Raw genomic sequence first — 20,545 nt, forward strand, 5'->3', positions numbered from 1 at the left:
ATTTTACTTTTGGAGGTCCATAACATGTTTCCATCCTACCTAACGAATGAGCTAGAAATTTTATTTTATATAGTCAAGCGAGCTCATACGTCATTAAATGAAATTTCTTCCAATTTAAAAATTTCAAAAAGAACGGTCAAGGAAAATCTGATAAAAATAAATCAAGAATTCGAGGATACTTATCAAATCCAACATTTTATTGTCTCTAACAATAATGGCATTGTTTGTGTAAATCCAGCGTACCGAAAAAGCGCGGTCGAATACGCCTACACGTTAAAACTTAATCTTTTAAAAAACAATGTACAATTTAATTATTGCGTACAATTGGTCACACATTCTTCCATTGATAAAAACGAATTAATTAAAGTTTTATATATTTCTGAACATTATCTGGTAAAAATCACGAAACAACTGAATAACTTTTTTAAAATTTTTGATATAGTAATCGTTAGTATTAAGGGTATTTATCAATTAACTGGCAATGAATTATCGATTCGAGTGTTTTCTTTCATTTTCCTACAAGATTCCTTTCAAGAATTGGCTTGGCCTTTTTCTAAAATAAGTCTTGAAGAAATAAAAAAAAGTCTACCCGATGAACTTCTTGAACGATCCTATAAAAATGTCCGAATGAAGAAAAGAGCGTTTTATATTTTATATGCGATATTTAAAACTAGAACAAGTGCACAAAACTTCTTAAAGATGCCGCACTCTAAAAACCTGCATTCTTTTTTTATTCTGATCAATCAATACAGTCATGTGACTTTATTTTTTCTTGAACACTCTTTCGCTGACATTCAATGCGAAACAAGAAAAACTGAAATTTTATACTTTAATTTTTTATCTCGCATTTTTATCCCTTATATCTTTTCGGAAAAGCAAACGAAACAAATAGAAAAATTATTTATAGAATCTAACCATCCTTATTGTGTCTTATCAAAAAAATTATTTAAGCAAGTAGCCTACTTACTGACAAATCAGCATGATTATCAATACGTTTACTATCTTTCTATTTTTAATGCTTGGTACTTTTTAACGGAGGGCAATTATTATACTTTTTTAACACTTTATTTACCGCAGCCAGAAATTTGTACTCCGTCAGATGTGGCATACTTTAATCGAATAAAACGAACGGTGGCAAAATTAGTTCACCAAGAAACGCATTTAGAGTTACTCAGTCAACTGCTTTACACATTGTCTGTGTCCGAAAAAAAAGTACAAGTGAGAATCTATTTACAAATTATCAAAGATTTTTATGCAAGTTATTTTATTAAAACACGGTTATCCTCCTTATATAATACAAACGCAATCTCTATTACCGAAGACTTCACAAATGCGGATATCATCATCACAGATTCCTTCGAAAAAGCTACTTCTAATCAAGATATTTTCTACTTAGATTCCATTGAAAATGAAGAAAGTTGGCATGAGCTTACAGAATTTATTCAACAAAAATATATGGCTAAACTTAATGTTGGACTATAATTGTGAGTTTTCTTAAAAAGAGCAAATTTGAAAAAAAAATTTAGAGGTGTATACTAGCAGAGGAATAATTTTTTAGCTTTTAATAAATTTTTAAAGAAGGAATGTTTTGTGAAATTATCTATCAAAAATTTTTTTGAGGTCTTCTTAGAATCGTCTTGGGCGTATAGTCGCCCTATACTAACTTTTGATACAAGACAGAACTGGTTTGCCCTTGTTCTTAGTATCATTATTGCAAATGCTGTTGGTGCTGTTCTAACAATAGTCTTTCCTTTCGCTTTTGTTTTAGTAAATGTTGGTAGCTTTTTGGGCACTGTAATTTGTGTCTTACCACGACATAGCTCTCCACAAAGAAGTGCCATAGATGGTATTTTAATGATTTTTCTTGGTGCCAGTCTGGGGATACTTTTACAGTCGTCAAGTATATTCATTATTTTATTATTCGTCCTTGGTTTGTATTTTTCGGGGATTGTAAGAAACTTTAGTATTGGTCTGTATATTCGATGTCTCTTTGGGACCATTTCTTTACTAGCTGGTGCGCAATTAAAAGGCAATTTGTCTATTGGTCAAACTTTTGAAGGTCTGGGTGCAATAATTTTAGGTATGTCCATCCTTTGTTTAATCTATTGTCTTTATTCTAAGCCGCAAAATAATGAAGCACGAAAATTAGTAGCCGATTTATATGAACAATTATATTTATTAGCACAAGGAAAACCCGCACGCTATGTCCATTTCAGAATAAAAGTACGCGAATCTGTTGAAACGATGCCATGGGTCAATCATCAAAAAACACCATGGATTTATCCCTTGGTTTCACAAGCAGATGCAATTGCAGGCTCGTTAGATTCAACCAATGCAGCTGAAAATCTTCCTGCTTTAAAAGCAATTCAACTCTTTTTAAAAGGAGAACAATTAACCCTACCTCTTCAAGAATTTGCTTCAGCAAACACCGAAATAAAATCAGCAATCCTTTTGATACAAAACAAACAAACCTCTAAAAAAATCTCATTTAAATCTTTCTTACCCACAAAAGAAGGACTTGCAGAAGCCAAAGAGATCCTTCATTCTTATAAAGGCAGCTCTGCTAGATTCGCAATTCGTTTAGCTTTAACAGGTTTAGTGTGTCATTTTTGTTCGCTTATACTTAATTACATGTACCCTTTGCCTTTAGCTAATCACGAATTCTGGGTAGTTATTTCTGGTTGTTTAATGGTTATGCCAGGTTATCATGGTACACTCGGTAAAATCACTTCAAGAACTATTGGTTCTATTTTAGGTGGTTGTTTAGGCATTTTTTTGTCTCAATTAATTGCTAACTTAACAAACCTAAATCCTTTATGGCCAATGCTATTGTCTTGTTTGCTAGTTATATTGTATGAAACCGTCCGTAAATTAAGTCAAGCATTTCTAATGCTAAGTGTGACCACTTGGTTAACTTTCACATTAGGTGGTAGTTCTGCAGGCTATACAAGAGTTTTTGATGTAATTATTGGTGCGCTGATTGCTTTTGTTATGTTTTTTATTTTCCCAACATGGCATAGTCAAGTATTACGTAAAAATATCAACAGTTGGTCAAAAACGATCAGCTCTATTTTGCTAGCGTTAATCAATGAAGAGACCACGTTACCAAGTGATGCTTGGGTACTAGCTTATCGAGTACAACGTAGAGTAAACTATTCTATTCAAGAAATTGTTCTTGAATCTCCTATTTATAGTAACGATGCCTCTGCTGAAAGCTTAATGCAACAAAAACAACTAAATGATCAACTGTTGAAAATGCAAACTGCTATGGAAGAGCTTCTTTTAGAACTTATGAAAACACAATACTACTTAAAAAAATTAACGCCAGTTAGGCCGGACACACTAAACACTGAGTTATTTAACTATTCACAGCAAATACTTTCACTCACGAATCCCAAAAATAATCGACTAATCAACCAGTCCGAACAATCCATTTATTTTCCTCAAATTGAACAATCACTGGTAATCTTAAAAAATTCTACAGCTAATTTCTTTTTAGCAAATATCAAATGATTAAATAGACAAAAAGCCTAGGAAAAATCCAAAGGGAATTTTTCCTAGGCTTAAAAGTTGATAATCTACTGGCAGAGTAATCAATGAAAACAACCGACCTAATCGAGCAGAAAATTTGGTTTTTGTAACGGAATACCCCTGTCCTGACTCCGTTACACCGACTCAATTTTATAAACTTATCTGTCTAACATTCACAAAAAACTTTTTTTTCAGTTTCAGTGAGGATATCATTCATTCGGCCAGATTTAAATCCTTCTAAGTCAAAAGTTACATAATTAAATCCTTGTTTTTTAAGATAATCTGCAATTTTTTCTCTGTTTTCTAATAACAGAGAAAGTTTGTCTTCTGGAATTTCAATCCGTGCTAAATCATGATGTGCTCTGACACGGACAATTGGAAAACCTATTTCCCGTAAATATTTTTCACTAGCAAATACTTGATCAATAGCTGAGCGTGTTAACTTAATGCCATAAGGAATTCTTGAAGCAATGCTACATGAGGCAACTTTACTCCAATTGGAAATACCTGCGTCTTTAGCAAGTTGACGTATTTCAATTTTATATAATTTAGCTTGTTGTAGCGGACTGATGACCCCTTCTTGATCTCTTGCTCTTAATCCAGGACGAAAGTCAGTATTATCATCCATAATCATCCCATCGGCCAGAACATCAAATCCCTCTTTCTGAATAGCCGAACGAATAGTTTTATATAATAATTTTTTACTGTAGAACCAGCTATTAGGGTTATTTGCAACAATTCTATCATCCGCTAATTCGCTCATTTCAAGGCCTAACACATTTGCTCCCAACCCATTAGCTAAATCAACCGCTTTATCAAACTCATCATCAGAAAATAATTCTGAATTTACAACAACCGCAAGTACATTTTCAGCACCTAAAGTGTCCAAAGCTTTTTTTAGCAAGTAAGAGCTATCAATTCCACCTGAATATGCAACAGCCAACTTATCCATTTTTTGTAATTCGCGAACTAAATTTTGTTCTTTCGTTTTCATGACAGACATTTAAACCATCTCCTATTGATTTTCTTTTACATAATTAATTATAGACATCTCCACAATAGAAAAAATCACGATTCATAGTATCAATTATTGTCAATATTTGTACACTTAATACCGTTTTAAATGTTGTAACAAGTTAGCATTGGCTTCTATCTCTTCCTTTGAGTACCTTGTAACAGCCGAATCAAACAATATAATGGAATCAGCTTCCTCGCAAATACTCAAATAGTCATGGGCGGAAAGGATAATTGTTTTACCAAGTTGATGCAGATTTTTTATTATCTTTTTAAATAATTTTTCCGATTCTTTTGTCAACCCAGTAAACGGCTCATCTAATAAATACACGTCTGGATTCATTACTAACAGACTAGCAAAAGCCACTTTTTTCTTTTCTCCTCCCGATAATTGATAAGGCACTTGATTGCTTAAATGGGTAATTTTTAATAAATTCAAACAATCATTAATTCTTTTTGCTGTTTCATGCTCGGATAGTTGGAGCTGTCTAGGGCCAAATGCCAATTCGTCATAAACTGTCGCATTAAATAATTGTGTGTCCGTCTCTTGAAATAATATACCCAAATGAGCATAATACTTCTTTTTATGAATAGGGTCTTTTTTCCAGTCCGTTAATGATTGTTCCATAAAATAAATCGTTCCCTCGGAAGGTTTTAAAAAACCTGCGAGCAAATTTAAAAAAGTGGATTTTCCACTGCCGTTATCTCCCATCAAAACCAGATATTCTCCTCTGGCTATTTCCAAATTACAAGGCGAAAAAACAGGCTTCGTTTGATAGCGATAAACCAAATGATTTACTCGATACATATTAGTTCCTCCCTAAATAAAGCAACCCCCCGAAAAATAAAAGATAGACAATACTAACCAAAAAATCTTTCGTTTTTAATGGTTGCTTTACTCGATAATATTGACCAGTATATCCTCTTGCTTCCATCACCATATCCAACTTTTTCCCATACGTAAAAGATTTTAAAGAAATTAGACTGATTAAATTACTACCCGTACTCAACTGGATATTTCCACCAACTGCTCTAGCTTCTACAGCGGCAAGCAGTTGGATTAAGAGATTTCCAAAGAAAAAGATATATTTAATCGTAATATCTAATTGTAAAAGTATTATATTCGGAAAATGAAAGATTTTTAATGCTGCTATAAATTGATTCATGTTGGTTGTTTCCATATATTGACTAATCGCTATGGCTAAAAAAAACAAATGAACAATAAATAATAAACTAAATTGACCTAAAAAAAAGATCGGTAAATAGATAATCAGCGGCATCAAAATGAGGATAGTAGCTTTTTTGACAATGTTTCGTAGAATAGTTGGTTTTTCAACTAAAAGTAACATGCCTAGGTAGATGCCTAAGAGCCACAAAACAAGAACTTTTTGTGTAGTACTGATTAAAACAATTAGTAAAAAAGTACTGATCAGTTGAATTGCTGGGTGTATATCACTGAGAATAGTCTTATTGCGTTTCCCGCTCACCTGAAATTTATTTAATAAAAAAAGGATTCCTTTTCGATTTTTAAGCATAAAGGTTTCTTTTTTATTAGGTTCAAAGGACGTGGAAGATTCTTTCATCCATTCAGGCATCAACTTTTCCTTCTTCCATTAAATAAACGAAAAATGAGTAAAAAAACGATTATGGCTGTTACGCCACTTAAAATATACCCGAGTGCTAATGGTAGTCCTGGAATAAAGTAATCACTGAAAAGTGCATGAAATGAAAAACCATTCACCATACCTTTTGGTTGTACCGCAGGCAAATGATTCTGTTTTAAATTCTTGACTAATTCAGATAAATCCCATTCACCCCAAGCGGTGGCATGATCAATCAAACCTAATGGACATAAAATTACCATAACCAATAACAGTCTCTTTAATCGCAACAACGGAGTCCTTTTCTTCTTTTCTTCGATAAAAATTGCATCTTTTGACACACTTTTTACAAAATTATAGACACACACGGTGAAGAGACCTTCAACAATTCCTATTACTAACAGATGGACACTCATCATTGCTGGTATAGTTATAGAAAGACCATATGGGTTATAAAGTGGCGTACCATTCGCTTCATGGAATAATAAGGGTTGGATACCTAATAATACAGAAGTAGAAAATGCCGCAACATTTACACCAAGATACCCAGCTAAGAAAAGACCCATTGTTTCAAATTTTTTTACACGCGTAACTAGCTTATAAACTCCATATCCCACGAATGGCATCACAAACGCCATAGAAAAGGCGTTTGCACCAAAAGCTAATATACCACCATCACCAAATAAACAAGCCTGTAATAGTAAAGCCACCGAAACAGACAGCGTCGCGGCCCAAGGTCCCATCAATAATGCGATGAGAACAGCCCCAACAGCGTGCGCAGTTGTTCCACCAGGTACTGGCAAATTAAACATCATTATTAAAAATGACAAGGAGGAGGAAATCCCTAACATGGTCCCTGTATCTTTTTTTAATTTAATTTGAACGTCAACTTTTTTTACCGCGCGGTACCAGACAGGTACCATAATCGCGCCCATCACTGCGCAAGTTTGTGGGCTTAAATAATTTTCTGGAATATGCATGTTCGTCAGACTCCTATCTTATCGATCAATATAATCAGCTAAATAACTTTGATCGTAAATCACAATTTTTTGTTTTTTGATATCGATGACTTTTTCCTCTTTTAAATCATGGATAATTCGGTTTACGCTATTTCTCGTTGAAATCCCGCAAAACCCCGCAATATCCTCATTAGTTACTTGAAAATCAATTAATATTCCTTCCTCTGTCTGTACACCAAACAAATCAATTAATTGGTAAATAAAAGTACAAACAGCCCCTTTCTTACCATTCATTGTCATATTCTGTAAGGAACTAATACTCTCCGATAATTTTGCTCGGTAGTAATCCCGTACATAATCTTGAAGAACAGCATCTTCTCTAACATATTCCCAAAATACAGTCCTTGGTATCCGATAAAAGCTAGCCTCTTCCGACTCAATGCGGATATTAAAAGGAGCAGATGTATAATTTGATACTTCATCACGTAACAATGAAATAATGTCAGGAGACACAATATACGACAGATTAAATTCTCGTCCATCCTTTAAAATAATACTCGTCTTAACGACCCCTTTCTTTAATACATAGGTGTACGCTTCCTCCAATCCATGATAAGCGAGATAAGTATGGCGTTTTTTTTTGATAATCGGCGTCTTCTTTCTATCTAAGAAAGCTGTAAGATAATCTGACTCCATAATTGTCACTCCTTTGACTAAGTTTCTGTTTGATTCGTTAACTATTATAAACACTCTCACCAACCTTTTGTTAGCAAATGTTACCCACAATAAGGACTGTGTGATTTCTAAATTTCATTATACTTAGTCTCGTAAAATATTACTTAGGAGATGATTGCTATGGTAGAAATTAACCTACCTTATGACAAGAAAATGATTACTGCAAGAATTCCCGATAAAAATTTTATTGGGCTTCTCGAATCAAAAGCTGAACATTTTTCAAATCCATATACTGAGAAAGAAACAGTCGAAAAATCGCTGGACAAGCCTATTGGAAGCCTTCCATTAGAAGAATTAGCTAAGGGCAAAAAAGACATTGTCCTCATTAGTTCCGATCACACACGTCCCGTTCCTTCACATATTATCACCCCAATTATTTTGCGTAGAATTCGTTCAGTGAACAAAACAGCTAGAATCCGGATTTTAGTTGCTACAGGCTTTCATCGCCCTTCTACACGAGAAGAACTGATTAGCAAATATGGTAAAGCAATCGTAGAGAATGAAGAAATCGTTATGCATATCTCTACTGATGATTCCTCAATGGTCAAAATCGGTCAACTACCTTCAGGGGGCGATTGTATCATTAATCGCATTGCAGCAGAAGCAGATTTACTGCTGGCCGAAGGGTTTATTGAATCACACTTTTTTGCAGGATTTTCTGGTGGACGTAAATCTGTTTTACCTGGAATTGCTTCTTATAAAACCATCATGGCAAACCATTCTGGAGAATTTATTGATTCCTCCAACTCACGGACAGGAAATCTAACGGATAATCCGATTCATAATGATATGGTCTACGCTGCCGCTAAAGCGAATCTAGCTTTTATTGTTAATGTCGTTTTAGATGGTGACAAAAAAATTATTGGTTCCTTCGCAGGCGATATGGTTGAAGCGCATAAAGTTGGTTGTAACTTTGTAAAAGAAATTGCCCGTGTCAAAAAAATACCTTGCGACATTGCGGTTTCAACGAACGGCGGATTTCCACTTGATCAAAACATTTATCAAGCAGTTAAAGGGATGACCGCTGCAGAAGCAACCAATAAAGACGGCGGTGTCATTATTATGGTCGCTGGGTGTCGTGATGGTCACGGTGGTGAAGGTTTTTATGAAAATATTGCCAATGTTAAAAATCCAAACGAATTTTTAGAAGCAGCCATCCATACACCACGATTAGAAACCGTGCCAGATCAATGGACTTCGCAAATTTTAGCGCGAATTTTAGTTCATCATCATATAATTTTTGTTTCAGATCTTGTTGATCCTGAGCTTATCACTTCAATGCATATGGAAATAGCAAAAACGTTTGATGAAGCATTAGAGCGAGCATTTGAAAGAGAAGGTCTAAATGCAAAAGTGACTGTGATTCGAGATGGCTTGTCTGTCATTGTAGAATAATGATCCTTGAGAAATCAGGAATAAGGAGCGTTGTATTATGCAACCGAAAGAAATTTTAGGAGCTTTTAAAGAGGGAAAATTATCTTTAGAAGAAGCAACAAACAAATTAAATGGCTTTTGCGAATTAGACTTTGCAAAAATTGATACGCAGCGTAAAGAAAGAACTGGTTATCCAGAAGTCGTTTATGGGGAAGGGAAAACAATTGAGCAACTCATCAAAATTATCAATAGCTTAAGAAAAGAAAACAATACAATCTTAGTTACTCGCGTTTCACAACAAAAAGCCCAACCTTTAGAGTCGAACTTTCCTCATGGAACCTACTATGAACTTGCACGTTGTTTCGTTATCAACCAAATGGAGACTACAACAAAAAACTATATTGCGATAGTTACTGCTGGAACGTCAGACATGTCCGTTGCTGAAGAAGCAGCAATCACTGCAGAAACTTTCGGGAATCAAATAAAACGTATCTATGATGTAGGCGTTTCTGGCATTCATCGTTTGTTCGCTCACCTAGATGAGATTCAACAGGCTTCGGCGGTTATTGTGATTGCAGGCATGGAAGGCGCACTGGTGTCCGTGTTAGGCGGACTAGTTAGCGTGCCAGTGATTGCCGTCCCTACTAGCATAGGCTACGGCAGCAATTTCCAAGGGCTGACTGCTCTTTTAGGAATGCTAAATAGTTGTTCCTCTGGCGTTAGTGTAGTCAACATAGATAACGGGTTTGGTGCCGCTTATAATGCAAGTATGATTAATCAAATAAAGGAGTCTTCACTATGAAAAGCTTATTTTTAGAACCATTTTCTGGTCTTAGTGGTGATATGTTAAATGGATTGTTGCTTGACTTAGGCGGGGATTTAAACAAACTGTTAATCGAATTAAAAAAACTTCCCATCGATGGGTTCACCATTCAAGCCCAACGAATTGCTAAAAGTTGTATTTACGGAACAGATTTCGATGTTCTCCTACAACATGGAAAAAAGGATTACGGTATAAAACACAGTCTCTCTCCTCACCACGAAAATGAACATCATGAAATGAAAGAACATGCACATCATCATAGCCATTCTAGAAATTTAAAAGATATTTATACATTAATTGAAAAAAGCGACTTGTCCAATTTTGTAAAAAAACATAGTAAAAATGTTTTCTATGACATTGCAAAAGCTGAAGCTGCTGTTCATCAACAAACAATTGACACTATTCATTTTCATGAAGTCGGAGCAATTGATTCAATTGTTGACATCGTTGGCTTTTTTATCCTATGGGAACAGTTAGAGATTGAACAAGTCTATTCAACGCCAATTACAGATGGAAGTGGTACTATCACAATTGCCCATGGAGTCATGCCAATACCAGTTCCCGCGGTGATGGAATTACGTAAAGAAACGAATTTAATCATTCAACAAGACTTTGAGATAAAAACTGAACTTGTCACACCGACTGGCTTAGCTATTTTTAAAGAACTTAGTCCTCTATTTGTCGCACCAGAACAACGATTAATTGAAAAAATAGGTTACGGATTCGGCAAACGGGAAACAGGCAAGTTCAATGCCCTCAGAGGATCGATCTTTACTGAAACACATAGTAAAAAAAAGAGGACAGAACACCATGACCAAGTTTTAAAAATTGAAACAAATATAGACAATCAAACACCTGAACAGTTAGGTTACGCAATGGATCTATTATTGGAGCATGGTGCTCTAGATGTTTTTTTCACGCCCATTCATATGAAAAAAAACCGAAGTGCCATTCTATTAACGGTTTTAACAACAACAGAGGAAAAAGAATATTTTACAGAACTACTCTTTAAACATACTTCTACAATTGGTATGCGTTTTCAAACAATGGAACGTAGTGTGATGGACCGTTCTTTCAAAATCTTGGAAACACCTTTTGGTAAGGTCCATATTAAAAAAAATCATTATCATGGCCTATTGAAAGAGTCTATTGAATACCAAGATTGTGAACGAATTGCTAAACAATATAATTTTACAATTGAGGAAGTCTATCGCCTCGTCCAAACATTAAATAATAAAACTATTGATTAAAGGAGCTTTATCTTATGTTTCATCATATCTTATCAGAATTTATGGGAACTGCATTAATGATCGTATTTGGGGTAGGTGTTCACTGCGACGATGTCCTAAAACGAACAAAATACGCTGGTTCTGGTCACATGTTTGCAATCACTACTTGGGCTTTTGGAATCTCTGTTGTTCTGTTCGTCTTTGGCGGAGTCTGTATTAATCCAGCAATGGCCCTCGCTCAAGCTATTTTAGGAATGATTCCATGGTCTTACTTCATTCCCTATGTCATCGCTGAAATGTTAGGCGGCATTTGTGGCGCCGTCATTGTTTATATTATGTATGCTGATCATTTCAAGCTATCCGCCGATAGTGTCGATCCGATCGCCATTCGTAATATTTTTTCTACAAATCCGAACCAACGAAATTTACCAAGAAACTATTTTGTTGAAACTTTTGCAACATTCATTTTTTTAACATCTATTTTAGCGATTGCACATTCCTACGAAACACAACTACCCATTGCTGTTGGCTTGCTTGTTTGGGCAATCGGCATGGGGCTAGGTGGTACTACAGGATTCGCAATGAATCAAGCACGTGATTTAGGTCCTCGTATCGCCTATCAACTTTTACCAATCAAAAATAAAACCAATAATGATTGGCAATATGGGTTGATTGTTCCCGGAACTGCACCGTTTTTAGGAGCCATTTTTGCGACACTTTTCGTAAAATTTTTCTTAAAATTCTAATAAATCACTAAATTTCTAAAACAAAAAAATATATAAAATAGAAGCTAGTCTCTAAATTTCTTCTATTTTATATATTTTTATTTTAATCACAAGATTTTTTCTGTGTCTTAGAGAGTAAGAATTTAATTTATTAGCTTTTTCGTCATCGATTTTCTGCAAAAGCCAGTTCACTATAACACTTAGAGTCCTTTTTGGTGATTGTTCAGTAAGTTAATCCTGGATTGAAAACACCTAATAAAACGCCAACGAGAGAAATAACAACTAAAATAAGCATCGTCCAAATAGCGGAAACATGTTTTTTTGACATTAACCACCAACAAAACAAGGTAACAAGTATCGTTAATAATCCTGGATAAATACTGTCAATTTTATCTTGCAGTTTAAGGAAAACTTTTCCGTCAGCACCTATTAATTTAAAAGAAGTAGTCACATTTACCCAAGATGCAAGGACCCCACCGACAACCATACTACCAATAACTCCGATAGCAACTCTAACGGCGGCTCCTTCTTTCCCAACTAAGAAACTTACTGCTTTATCGCCAAAATGATAGCCTCTAAAATACAAAAAGCGTTGGCCGAAATAGGAAATTAACGTCCAAACAATAATATAAAATATGGCACCAATTGGCGAACCGCCCGTGGACATTCCTAAGGAAATTCCTAACAAGATAGGAATCAAGGTACCATCAACTAATGAATCACCAATCCCTGCAATTGGCCCCATTAATCCTGCCCTCATATCATTAATGGTTTCTCCATCAATTTCATTCTTACTTGCTCTAGCCTCTTCCATACTAGCAGTCACACCAACAATGACCGTTCCAAGCATTGGATTTGTGTTAAAAAAAGCTGTATATGCTTGAATGGCTTTCACTTGGTCTTCATGTTTTGGATAAAGTTTTTTGATAATAGGAAGCATTGAAGAAAGATAGCCGAAGGTTTGCATATGCTGTTGTGAAAAACAAGTTAACGCTCCCCAAAACCATAAATGAAAAGAATGCTTTAACGTTTTTTGGTCTAATTTATTTGCTTTCAACTCTTCCATCTCATATGTCCTCCTCTTCGTCATCATTCGTTAGATTTCCTGTTGAATCAACCAGTTTAGTATTGTTTTTAATCAAAGCAATTTTATAAAAAATTACAGCAAAAAGAAGCGCAATAATCGTTATTGAGACTAAATTAAGTTTTAATGAAGCAGCTAATGTGAACCCTACAAAAAAAAGGACAAAATCAATGTTCTTATTAACAATTTGACGTAACAAAATTGCAATTCCCACACACGGAAGCATGCCACCTACAGTAAAAAGCGTTTTCATTGCAAGACCATCCATAGGTAATGCATCTCTCATTGCTGTAACAGCCGTAGCCCCAAAATAGGTTAAAATCACGGTTGGCAAAAAGGAAAAAAGTAGATGAGAAATCCACGGCCAACCAAAATTAATGGCATATAAATGATCAAGCTTGCCTTTTTTTATATCTTTCCAACCAAACGATTGCCAAACTAAATTTAACGCAGCAACAGAATAAAATAATACCGTTCCGATCGTTCCAACTAATGTGCCGACCGATTTAGCCAGGTCGGCTGCAGAGCCGCCAAGTGGATCTAACCCTTTGGTCGAAATCGCCACCATCGCCAAAGGAATCCCGATATATGAAATTGCCCGCACATCAGCAGACACTGTGCCTCCAGGTGTGACCAAAGCAATGTAAACTAATTGCATTGCTACGCCACAAGCGATTCCTAATTTTAAATCTCCTAAAATAATGCCACAAACTAATCCGCCGACTAAAGGACGCCCAATCGTATAATTTCCCACCGCTTGTCCAGCCATACAAGAATTTGAACACAGACAAGCAAATAGGCCTAAAATAGCCGCTTGTATCCAGTTGATTGTCATAATACTACTCTCCTCTTTTCAAAACTTCTAGAATCAGTAACCAAATTTAGCTTTAAAATGCGCCCAAGAACCAATTCGTTGATCAGGTAACAAGGCAAAATCCACTTTGTAACCAGCCTTTTCAATTTCTTCAAAAGCCGCTGCTTCTTCTGCTGTAAAGGATTGGTTATCCCCTAATTTAATTGTCCCTTCGCGATCATTCCCCGGTCCAACATTAATCATTTTTACTTCACTTGGAACAAAATGCCAATCTACCAAAATTTTTTTCATATCCAAAGGGCTCTTTGTAATCAAAAAGTATTTTGACTTAGACGCTAATACTTTATCCTTTACATCAAAAAAATGCGCCATTGTCCAAATAAAGGTTTTTTTATCTTGTGCAGCTGCTTTATATGCTTCCTTTAAAATAGGGTTACTTGCTGCTTTGTCATTCACAGCTATAATGCCATCACAAGGCATTTCTTTAGTCCAACGTAAAGTAATTAAGCCATGAATCATTCGATCATCGATTCGAACAAAAGAAATTGACATGTTCATCTTCTCCTTTAGATATCCTCTTCAGTTACATCGTCTTCAGTTACAGTTAACTCTCTAATACCATGACAAGCATCTGCTACTATCATTTTTTTCAAATCAGATAATTCACTAGTTTCTTTCAATAGAAGCGCATTTAAAGCCATTGGAAAATTCACTCCTCCAACAATCAGAGAATTTTCTAGCATTTTTTGCTTATCTAATACTTTACAAATAGTAGCAAGTGGACTTCCGCCTACAATATCAGCCAAAACGATTAGCCTCGTTTCCTGCGGTAATTTTTCAACCTCACAAAGAAACCGCTTACCAAAATTATCGGTAGATTCACCAGGTTGTAAGCCAAACACTCTGACTGTCTCTATCTCCTCGCTAGCAAACATCCCTAATGAATTTTTTAACCCTCTAGCAAAATCGCCATGACTGACCAGAACTAAATAAGTCATTTCCTCTCTCCTTTCTTAACATTTCTACTTCAAAATTTTTTAAATCACCTCTTTTTAAGAGTCCATAATACAACTTTTATAAAATGAAAATATTTGCTTCGTTCGCCTCACACTCCTTTGATAGCATGAATGTTTAACAACAGTACCTTTCTAAAATTAAAGTCATTCACTAAAAAAGTTCTAATGAATTTGGCTGTTGTAGCTTGATGACAAGGAACAATGACTTTCTTTATCCATAAAAACATTTAGTTGATTACGCTTAAAAAAATAAATAATATAGCAATTTCCAAAAAAATTTACGTTTGAATAGTCCCTTTTCTAAATTTATTGATTCATTTTTTCAACTATTAGGTTAGCAAAGTCCCAACACACATTCCACCCACAATAGGTGTACATAGTTGTACATTATTCGGAGTTAATCAACTCATTTAAGCTATGGTAAAATAACTATATATCACTCCAATTTTCTAATTATATAGGTCATTCCAGGTCATCCTCTTTTGGATACAACAAAATGAACTTATATCGAATCTATGGTTTTATGCTCTTGATAAATTAAAAAGTAAAGTAGGGATATTTATATGTCAGCAAAAGAAAAAACGATGAAATATGGATTGGTAGGCCTCTTTTTAGGGATATTGTTATTAGCTCATCTAGATTTATTAGCTGAAAATCTTAGTTATCTTCTCTTAGGATTATTACTTTTACTTGTTGCATATCTAATCTTGGTAAAAAAATTTTATTTTTTCTCAAACTTGATTCCTAAAAATACTACTGATATAAATTTAGGTAAAAAATATGGTACGGCTTCTGGCATCGGCAGTTTAGTTATCGGCATTATTTTAATAATTCTGGGACTATTTTTATAGAAAAATAATTACTAAAATAAAACAAGCAGTAAAACCATAAAAAGTACACGAGAAAAGAACTCGTGTACTTTTTATGGTTACCTGTATAGCCTTCAATTTGTTCCTTTGTTACTTCTTTTTCTTAATAATGCTCTTTACAGTGCCACATTAAAACAGCAATAAAAATTAATGAAGGGGAATTTAACTCAAATACCAATGATTATTATTTAAGACCGCTTTCTCAAATAACCCTCATTGATTACGTACTAATCGTGATAGACTCCTCGTTGCCATTTATCTAAAAATTCATCGAAAAAGTGCGCATCTTGTTGTTCTGGATGTTGTTTTTCAACTTGATTAATTTTTTCAATTAGTTGTTCGTTGTCTTCTGTTGGATGATAGTGTGCTTCAATAAAGGCAGCAGCGATATCACAGATCAAGAATTCTCCTGTTATTTTCCCACCGAAACCAATAACATTTGCGTTCAATTCCTCTTTCGCATACAACGCTGTAGTCATATCGCGAACTAAAGCAGAACGGATACCCGGCACTTTGTTAACCGCATTGTTAATTCCAACGCCTGTTCCGCAAATACATATACCCAAATCAGCCTGATTGCTCATTACGGCTTCTCCCACTTTTTTTCCGAAAATAGGATAGTGAGTTCGAGTAAAATCATACGTGCCTACATCTAAAATTTCATATCCCTTTGCTTTCAAAAAATCAGAAACTGCTATTTTGGTATCCGTCACAATATGATCACAACCAATGGCAATTCTCATAAAAACGCTTCCTTTCTATTATTTGTTAAGCCATTTTATTTAACATATCTACACGTATTTGATGACGCCCGCCTGCATAATGACCTGTTAAGAATTCTTTTATTATGTTTTTGGCTAGTTCCGTTCCAACAATTTTTGCGCCCACCGTGATCATCCGAGCATTGTTGTGTTCTCGCGCCATATATGCAGAACGCTCATCTGACAATTCAGCGACAATCATTCCTTTAATTTTAGCAGCAGTCATAAAACTACCTGCCCCATAACCATCAAAAACGATTCCTAAACTTTCAGTATCCTTTAAAACTTCATGAGCAACAGCAAGCGTTGCTTCTATAAAGTCTTCCGAAGCACTTTCACTTTTATCGATTACCTCAACTTTTTCTTGCAATAAGTATTGTTTCATTTCTGCTTTTAATTTTATTCCATCTAAATCTGAACCAAGTATGACACGCATTTTGTTTTCCTCCTTACCTCGTGTATCTACTATTAAAATTCTGTCCCTTTCTTTAAACTCAAATCCCCTTCTCGAAAACATAATAAAACAATATCGAACTTTATTCAACATTTATTTTCTTTTTTGTTTATTATTGTTTAATATTGTGTTGACATCTTTTTGAAAGCGTTTTATATTATACTTGTAAATAAATAATAATATATTAAAGAAACGAGGGGTTCTATGGTTATTAAAACATCGATTTTTTCATTAGATACTACCTATATTTCAAACAAAAAAACACAAGAAGAAGTTTTTGAAGAAGTTTATTTAGACTTGTTAAAAAAGAAATTAGTTACACCTGATTTTCTAACTAATTTATTGGAACGAGAACATAACTATCCGACTGGTTTAAGTTTAACACCGATTGATCCTGCACTACCGAATATCGCCATTCCGCATAGCGAAAGTACCTTTGTACGGACGACAAGAATTATCCCGATTAAATTGAAACAATCCTTATCATTTCATAACATGATTATCCCAGATGAAACGCTCTCTGTTTCCTTTCTTTTCATGATTTTAAATGAAAACGGTATTGAACAAACGGGTCTTTTAGCGACTATCATGGATTTTATTAACACGACAGACCGTTCATCACTATTGGCTTTTTTTCAATGTGAAGATAAAGAAGAAGTTTATCGTTTTTTACAAAAAAATTTTAAAGGAGAGATTTAACATGATTAAAATTTTAGCTGCATGTGGGGCTGGGGTAAACTCTAGCCATCAAATCAAATCTGCATTAGAAACAGAATTATCTAAAAGAGGCTACCAAGTTTCTTGCGATGCCGTAATGATTAAAGATATCAATCAAGAGATGCTATCCCATTATGATATTTTCGCCCAAATCGCCAAAACAGATTTAGGTTTCCCAATCACGATTCCTGTAGTTGATGCAGGCGCAATTCTTTATCGAATTCCAGCAATGGCTGAACCTGTTTATCAACAAATGGAAAGTATCATTCACTCTTTAAACAAATGATTTCCTTTTTAGACTAATTACTTACGCTTCATTGTCAACAATAACAAAACTAAGATAAAAATTTTGTTATCTTAGCTTATGAAGGAGAAAATAAATGAATACGATTATTGACCTAGCAAATACAATTTTTAAACCTTTAATTGATTTAGGTGCTGCTCCTTTAATGACTATTGTTTTAACACTGATTGCCCTTTGTTTTAAGGTAAAACCCACTCGCGCATTAGAAGGTGGTCTTAAACTAGGAATTGCTTTAACTGGTATCAGTGCTATTATAGGAATTTTAACTACTGCTTTCTCAGATGCAATGGCCTCTTTCGTAGAACGTACAGGAATTTCTTTAAATATTACCGATGTTGGTTGGGCACCTTTGGCCACCATCACTTGGGGATCTCCTTACACCCTTTACTTTCTTTTAATTATGGTGATTGTCAATGTCATTATGTTAATTCTAAATAAAACGAACACATTAGATGTGGATATTTTCGACATTTGGCATCTATCGATTGTTGGTTTATTTGCTATTTTTTGTGGCGCAAACTTAATAATTGCAACAATCTTAGTTATTTTCATAGGTGTTTTAAAAATTATCAATTCTGACTTAATGAAACCAACGTTTAACGATTTACTTAACGCCCCAGATACCAATCCTATGACTACCACGCATATGAACTATATGATGAACCCAATCATTATGGTTTTTGATAAAATTTTTGATAAGCTTTTCCCTTGGTTAGATAAATACGATTTTGACGCTGCCAAATTGAATAGTAAAATTGGCTTTTGGGGATCAAAATTTGCCATCGGGATTTACTTAGGGATTTTTGTGGGTCTTTTAGCTGGCCAAACACCCACGCAAATTTTTTCTCTATCCTTTACGGCTGCAGTCTGTTTGGAACTATTCTCTTTAATTGGAACTTGGTTTATCGCTGCAGTTGAGCCTTTATCACAAGGTATCACTGATTTTGCTTCGAATAAATTAAAAGGACGTACACTTAATATTGGTTTAGATTGGCCTTTCTTAGCTGGTCGTGCTGAAATCTGGGCAGCAGCTAACGTATTGGCTCCAATTATGCTATTAGAAGCCATTGTCCTACCTGGCAACAAACTTTTACCACTTGGCGGAATTATTGCAATGGGTGTAACCCCTGCTCTACTAGTAGTAACAAGAGGTAAACTCATCCGAATGATTATCATTGGAGCAATCGAATTACCTTTGTTCTTATGGTCTGGTACCCTAATTGCACCGTTCGTTACCGAAACCGCAAAAAAAGTTGGCGCTTTCCCAGCGGGTCTAAATAATAATACTTTAATTTCACATACTACCATGGAAGGGCCAATGGAAAAATTCTTAGGATACTTAGTCGGCAATGCATCACAAGGTCAACTCGAATTTATTTTATACGCATGTCTGGCGCTAGTCGCCTATCTACTGATTTTCATTTGGTATGCAAAACAAATGAAGAAGCGAAATATTATTTATGCTCAAAAAGCTCAATAAGGGGAACTAAAAAGAAGAGGTGCATCTGCACCTCTTCTTTTTAGTAGATCACCCTGACAACTTTTTCCAATACTTTAGATGTGTCAAATTTATCTTTATTTGTAACTACCGCTGTCACTTCTTCTAATTGATAAAAAGAATAAAAATCCTGTTTCTCTACTTTAGAAGTATCCATTAATAAATATTTTTCTATTGAGTTATCTAATGCAATTGCTTGTGTTTGTCCTTCTTCAATAGTGGCTGTCATAATTTTATTATCTTTTAACGCATTGCAACTAAAAAATGCTTTATGGAAATGCATTTCTTCTAATGCTTTATTAGCGATTTCACCAAAAAAAGATTTAGTTAAAAGTCGCATTTCTCCACCAACCAAATAAATGGTCAACGCATTCTTTTTTTTACTTAACGTTTCAAACACAGGCAAACAGTTTGTTACTACTCTTAAATGTTTAAATTCCATTGCCTCGGCCAAAAGTTCAATAGTTGTTCCTGGTCCTAGGAAGATAGTTTCTTCTTCGTGAATTAAACTTAATGCTTTTTGGACAATTTCTTTTTTTTCAACACTATTAATAATTTGTTTATCAGCATGAGACAATTCATGTGGACGATATGTATTTAAACTGCTAGCTCCTCCATGTACTCGTTTTAAACGCCCCGCTGCTTCTAATTCTGTCAAATCTCTACGAACAGTCATATCCGAAACATTTAATCGTTCCATAATTTCAGTAACTTTGATTGCCCCTTTTTGATCTACTAGAGAGACTATCGCATTTAATCTTTCTTCTTTTAGCATTTTCATCGCTCCATTGTTAGTATATCTTTTATTCTACGATAAAATACTTACTATGAATACTAAAACATTTCTCCATTTATTTTAACATGAACGACGATTTTTAAAAAATTGACGATTTAGCCTATCTTTATATAAACAGATATCACTTCAACGATTGATTCAGATCTATTTGAGCCTAGTCAAATAGAGATCTAGCATAAAAACTTCCCAGAAAAACATCCCCTACTCTGAGCACCTCTATCCAAAAAAATAGCACATAGGC

At 34.7% G+C, this 20,545-nt stretch carries 22 protein-coding genes; 10 read left to right on the forward strand and 12 right to left on the reverse strand.

All coding sequences use genetic code 11. The features are described from left to right. Positions 1–24: 24 nt before the first annotated feature. Positions 25–1,482, forward strand: coding sequence for a helix-turn-helix domain-containing protein (locus tag IGL17_RS07955; protein WP_010710266.1), 1,458 nt, complete (start codon positions 25–27; stop codon positions 1,480–1,482). 108 nt (positions 1,483–1,590) lie between these two features. Continuing rightward, positions 1,591–3,513 carry an FUSC family protein gene (locus IGL17_RS07960; protein ID WP_010828828.1) on the forward strand — a complete coding sequence of 641 codons (1,923 nt, stop codon included), beginning with the start codon at positions 1,591–1,593 and terminating at the stop codon, positions 3,511–3,513. A gap of 184 nt (positions 3,514–3,697) precedes the next feature. Here the strand turns inward: IGL17_RS07960 and larE are convergent, their stop codons facing one another. The 5 genes from larE to IGL17_RS07985 all read right to left on the reverse strand — a co-directional run bounded on the left by larE (position 3,698) and on the right by IGL17_RS07985 (position 7,801). Continuing rightward, positions 3,698–4,534 carry an ATP-dependent sacrificial sulfur transferase LarE gene (larE, locus tag IGL17_RS07965; protein ID WP_002374609.1) on the reverse strand — a complete coding sequence of 279 codons (837 nt, stop codon included), beginning with the start codon at positions 4,532–4,534 and terminating at the stop codon, positions 3,698–3,700. 105 nt (positions 4,535–4,639) lie between these two features. Continuing rightward, a complete protein-coding gene (locus IGL17_RS07970; protein WP_016618295.1) occupies positions 4,640–5,353 on the reverse strand; it encodes an ABC transporter ATP-binding protein in 714 nt (237 codons plus the stop codon). 1 nt (position 5,354) lies between these two features. Beyond that, positions 5,355–6,140 (reverse strand): energy-coupling factor transporter transmembrane component T family protein, encoded by a 786-nt coding sequence (locus IGL17_RS07975; protein ID WP_016618294.1) that lies wholly within the window; start codon positions 6,138–6,140, stop codon positions 5,355–5,357. Continuing rightward, positions 6,140–7,126, reverse strand: a complete 987-nt coding sequence (gene cbiM / locus IGL17_RS07980; protein ID WP_010717638.1) for a cobalt transporter CbiM — start codon at positions 7,124–7,126, stop codon at positions 6,140–6,142. The genes IGL17_RS07975 and cbiM overlap by 1 nt, the downstream gene beginning before the upstream one ends. An 18-nt stretch (positions 7,127–7,144) precedes the next feature. Continuing rightward, entirely contained in the window at positions 7,145–7,801 is a 657-nt protein-coding gene (locus tag IGL17_RS07985; RefSeq protein ID WP_002361998.1) for a Crp/Fnr family transcriptional regulator, read from the reverse strand. 159 nt (positions 7,802–7,960) lie between these two features. Between IGL17_RS07985 and larA the strand changes: the two genes are divergently transcribed. The 4 genes from larA to larD are packed head-to-tail and all read left to right on the forward strand — an operon-like array spanning position 7,961 to position 12,012. Beyond that, the gene (gene larA / locus IGL17_RS07990) at positions 7,961–9,235 is read left to right on the forward strand and encodes a nickel-dependent lactate racemase (protein WP_033624263.1); all 1,275 of its coding nucleotides are present in this window, start codon (positions 7,961–7,963) and stop codon (positions 9,233–9,235) included. A 37-nt stretch (positions 9,236–9,272) separates the two neighbouring features. After that, positions 9,273–10,016 (forward strand): nickel pincer cofactor biosynthesis protein LarB, encoded by a 744-nt coding sequence (larB, locus tag IGL17_RS07995; protein WP_002362000.1) that lies wholly within the window; start codon positions 9,273–9,275, stop codon positions 10,014–10,016. Further along, positions 10,013–11,287, forward strand: coding sequence for a nickel pincer cofactor biosynthesis protein LarC (gene larC, locus IGL17_RS08000; RefSeq protein WP_016618292.1), 1,275 nt, complete (start codon positions 10,013–10,015; stop codon positions 11,285–11,287). The genes larB and larC overlap by 4 nt, the downstream gene beginning before the upstream one ends. A 14-nt stretch (positions 11,288–11,301) precedes the next feature. After that, positions 11,302–12,012 (forward strand): D/L-lactic acid transporter LarD, encoded by a 711-nt coding sequence (larD, locus tag IGL17_RS08005; RefSeq protein ID WP_002357197.1) that lies wholly within the window; start codon positions 11,302–11,304, stop codon positions 12,010–12,012. A 202-nt stretch (positions 12,013–12,214) separates the two neighbouring features. Here larD and IGL17_RS08010 read toward each other — a convergent pair whose 3' ends face one another. From IGL17_RS08010 to IGL17_RS08025, 4 genes are read right to left on the reverse strand one after another with little or no spacing between them, the layout of a single operon-like run. Continuing rightward, on the reverse strand, positions 12,215–13,084 hold the full coding sequence (locus tag IGL17_RS08010; RefSeq protein WP_002419912.1) for a PTS system mannose/fructose/sorbose family transporter subunit IID: 870 nt from the start codon (positions 13,082–13,084) through the stop codon (positions 12,215–12,217). Then, the gene (locus IGL17_RS08015; RefSeq protein ID WP_438760134.1) at positions 13,059–13,910 is read right to left on the reverse strand and encodes a PTS mannose/fructose/sorbose/N-acetylgalactosamine transporter subunit IIC; all 852 of its coding nucleotides are present in this window, start codon (positions 13,908–13,910) and stop codon (positions 13,059–13,061) included. The genes IGL17_RS08010 and IGL17_RS08015 overlap by 26 nt, the downstream gene beginning before the upstream one ends. A gap of 33 nt (positions 13,911–13,943) precedes the next feature. Then, positions 13,944–14,441, reverse strand: a complete 498-nt coding sequence (locus IGL17_RS08020) for a PTS system mannose/fructose/N-acetylgalactosamine-transporter subunit IIB (RefSeq protein ID WP_002357192.1) — start codon at positions 14,439–14,441, stop codon at positions 13,944–13,946. A 14-nt stretch (positions 14,442–14,455) separates the two neighbouring features. Continuing rightward, positions 14,456–14,887 carry a PTS sugar transporter subunit IIA gene (locus IGL17_RS08025; protein WP_016618290.1) on the reverse strand — a complete coding sequence of 144 codons (432 nt, stop codon included), beginning with the start codon at positions 14,885–14,887 and terminating at the stop codon, positions 14,456–14,458. Positions 14,888–15,468: 581 nt separating this feature from the next. On the opposite strand from IGL17_RS08025, the gene IGL17_RS08030 reads away from it, so the two are divergent. Continuing rightward, positions 15,469–15,756, forward strand: coding sequence for a hypothetical protein (locus IGL17_RS08030; RefSeq protein ID WP_002369241.1), 288 nt, complete (start codon positions 15,469–15,471; stop codon positions 15,754–15,756). Between the two features lie 245 nt (positions 15,757–16,001). On the opposite strand, the gene lacB is transcribed toward IGL17_RS08030, so the two are convergent. Beyond that, positions 16,002–16,517: a galactose-6-phosphate isomerase subunit LacB gene (gene lacB / locus IGL17_RS08035; protein ID WP_002357189.1), complete on the reverse strand. Its 516-nt coding sequence runs from the start codon at positions 16,515–16,517 to the stop codon at positions 16,002–16,004. Positions 16,518–16,542: 25 nt separating this feature from the next. Further along, the gene (gene lacA, locus IGL17_RS08040; RefSeq protein WP_002357188.1) at positions 16,543–16,971 is read right to left on the reverse strand and encodes a galactose-6-phosphate isomerase subunit LacA; all 429 of its coding nucleotides are present in this window, start codon (positions 16,969–16,971) and stop codon (positions 16,543–16,545) included. A 222-nt stretch (positions 16,972–17,193) separates the two neighbouring features. Here lacA and IGL17_RS08045 point away from each other — a divergent pair, with 222 nt between their 5' ends. The 3 genes from IGL17_RS08045 to IGL17_RS08055 all read left to right on the forward strand — a co-directional run bounded on the left by IGL17_RS08045 (position 17,194) and on the right by IGL17_RS08055 (position 19,490). Continuing rightward, complete coding sequence (locus IGL17_RS08045; RefSeq protein WP_016618289.1) at positions 17,194–17,688, forward strand: PTS sugar transporter subunit IIA; 495 nt, start codon at positions 17,194–17,196, stop codon at positions 17,686–17,688. Position 17,689: 1 nt separating this feature from the next. Next, on the forward strand, positions 17,690–17,992 hold the full coding sequence (locus IGL17_RS08050) for a PTS fructose transporter subunit IIB (RefSeq protein WP_002357185.1): 303 nt from the start codon (positions 17,690–17,692) through the stop codon (positions 17,990–17,992). A 94-nt stretch (positions 17,993–18,086) separates the two neighbouring features. After that, entirely contained in the window at positions 18,087–19,490 is a 1,404-nt protein-coding gene (locus IGL17_RS08055) for a PTS galactitol transporter subunit IIC (protein WP_002357183.1), read from the forward strand. A gap of 40 nt (positions 19,491–19,530) precedes the next feature. On the opposite strand, the gene IGL17_RS08060 is transcribed toward IGL17_RS08055, so the two are convergent. Continuing rightward, a complete protein-coding gene (locus IGL17_RS08060) occupies positions 19,531–20,283 on the reverse strand; it encodes a DeoR/GlpR family DNA-binding transcription regulator (RefSeq protein ID WP_002369238.1) in 753 nt (250 codons plus the stop codon). Positions 20,284–20,545 lie beyond the last annotated feature (262 nt).

It is taken from the genome of Enterococcus sp. AZ088 (assembly GCF_051714845.1).
Classification (GTDB): domain Bacteria; phylum Bacillota; class Bacilli; order Lactobacillales; family Enterococcaceae; genus Enterococcus; species Enterococcus faecalis.

Bases quoted from the DNA above. Each gene is read 5' to 3' on its own strand.
- IGL17_RS08010 (WP_002419912.1), bottom strand. From the start codon at position 13,084: ATGATGACGAAGAGGAGGACATATGAGATGGAAGAGTTGAAAGCAAAT.
- IGL17_RS08050 (WP_002357185.1), top strand. From the start codon at position 17,690: ATGATTAAAATTTTAGCTGCATGTGGGGCTGGGGTAAACTCTAGCCAT.
- IGL17_RS07985 (WP_002361998.1), bottom strand. From the start codon at position 7,801: ATGGAGTCAGATTATCTTACAGCTTTCTTAGATAGAAAGAAGACGCCG.
- IGL17_RS07970 (WP_016618295.1), bottom strand. From the start codon at position 5,353: ATGTATCGAGTAAATCATTTGGTTTATCGCTATCAAACGAAGCCTGTT.
- IGL17_RS08060 (WP_002369238.1), bottom strand. From the start codon at position 20,283: ATGCTAAAAGAAGAAAGATTAAATGCGATAGTCTCTCTAGTAGATCAA.
- IGL17_RS08015 (WP_438760134.1), bottom strand. From the start codon at position 13,910: ATGACAATCAACTGGATACAAGCGGCTATTTTAGGCCTATTTGCTTGT.
- IGL17_RS08055 (WP_002357183.1), top strand. From the start codon at position 18,087: ATGAATACGATTATTGACCTAGCAAATACAATTTTTAAACCTTTAATT.
- IGL17_RS08025 (WP_016618290.1), bottom strand. From the start codon at position 14,887: ATGACTTATTTAGTTCTGGTCAGTCATGGCGATTTTGCTAGAGGGTTA.
- larD (WP_002357197.1), top strand. From the start codon at position 11,302: ATGTTTCATCATATCTTATCAGAATTTATGGGAACTGCATTAATGATC.
- larC (WP_016618292.1), top strand. From the start codon at position 10,013: ATGAAAAGCTTATTTTTAGAACCATTTTCTGGTCTTAGTGGTGATATG.
- IGL17_RS08020 (WP_002357192.1), bottom strand. From the start codon at position 14,441: ATGTCAATTTCTTTTGTTCGAATCGATGATCGAATGATTCATGGCTTA.
- larB (WP_002362000.1), top strand. From the start codon at position 9,273: ATGCAACCGAAAGAAATTTTAGGAGCTTTTAAAGAGGGAAAATTATCT.
- cbiM (WP_010717638.1), bottom strand. From the start codon at position 7,126: ATGCATATTCCAGAAAATTATTTAAGCCCACAAACTTGCGCAGTGATG.
- IGL17_RS07955 (WP_010710266.1), top strand. From the start codon at position 25: ATGTTTCCATCCTACCTAACGAATGAGCTAGAAATTTTATTTTATATA.
- lacA (WP_002357188.1), bottom strand. From the start codon at position 16,971: ATGCGTGTCATACTTGGTTCAGATTTAGATGGAATAAAATTAAAAGCA.
- lacB (WP_002357189.1), bottom strand. From the start codon at position 16,517: ATGAGAATTGCCATTGGTTGTGATCATATTGTGACGGATACCAAAATA.
- IGL17_RS07975 (WP_016618294.1), bottom strand. From the start codon at position 6,140: ATGCCTGAATGGATGAAAGAATCTTCCACGTCCTTTGAACCTAATAAA.
- IGL17_RS08030 (WP_002369241.1), top strand. From the start codon at position 15,469: ATGTCAGCAAAAGAAAAAACGATGAAATATGGATTGGTAGGCCTCTTT.
- larA (WP_033624263.1), top strand. From the start codon at position 7,961: ATGGTAGAAATTAACCTACCTTATGACAAGAAAATGATTACTGCAAGA.
- larE (WP_002374609.1), bottom strand. From the start codon at position 4,534: ATGTCTGTCATGAAAACGAAAGAACAAAATTTAGTTCGCGAATTACAA.
- IGL17_RS08045 (WP_016618289.1), top strand. From the start codon at position 17,194: ATGGTTATTAAAACATCGATTTTTTCATTAGATACTACCTATATTTCA.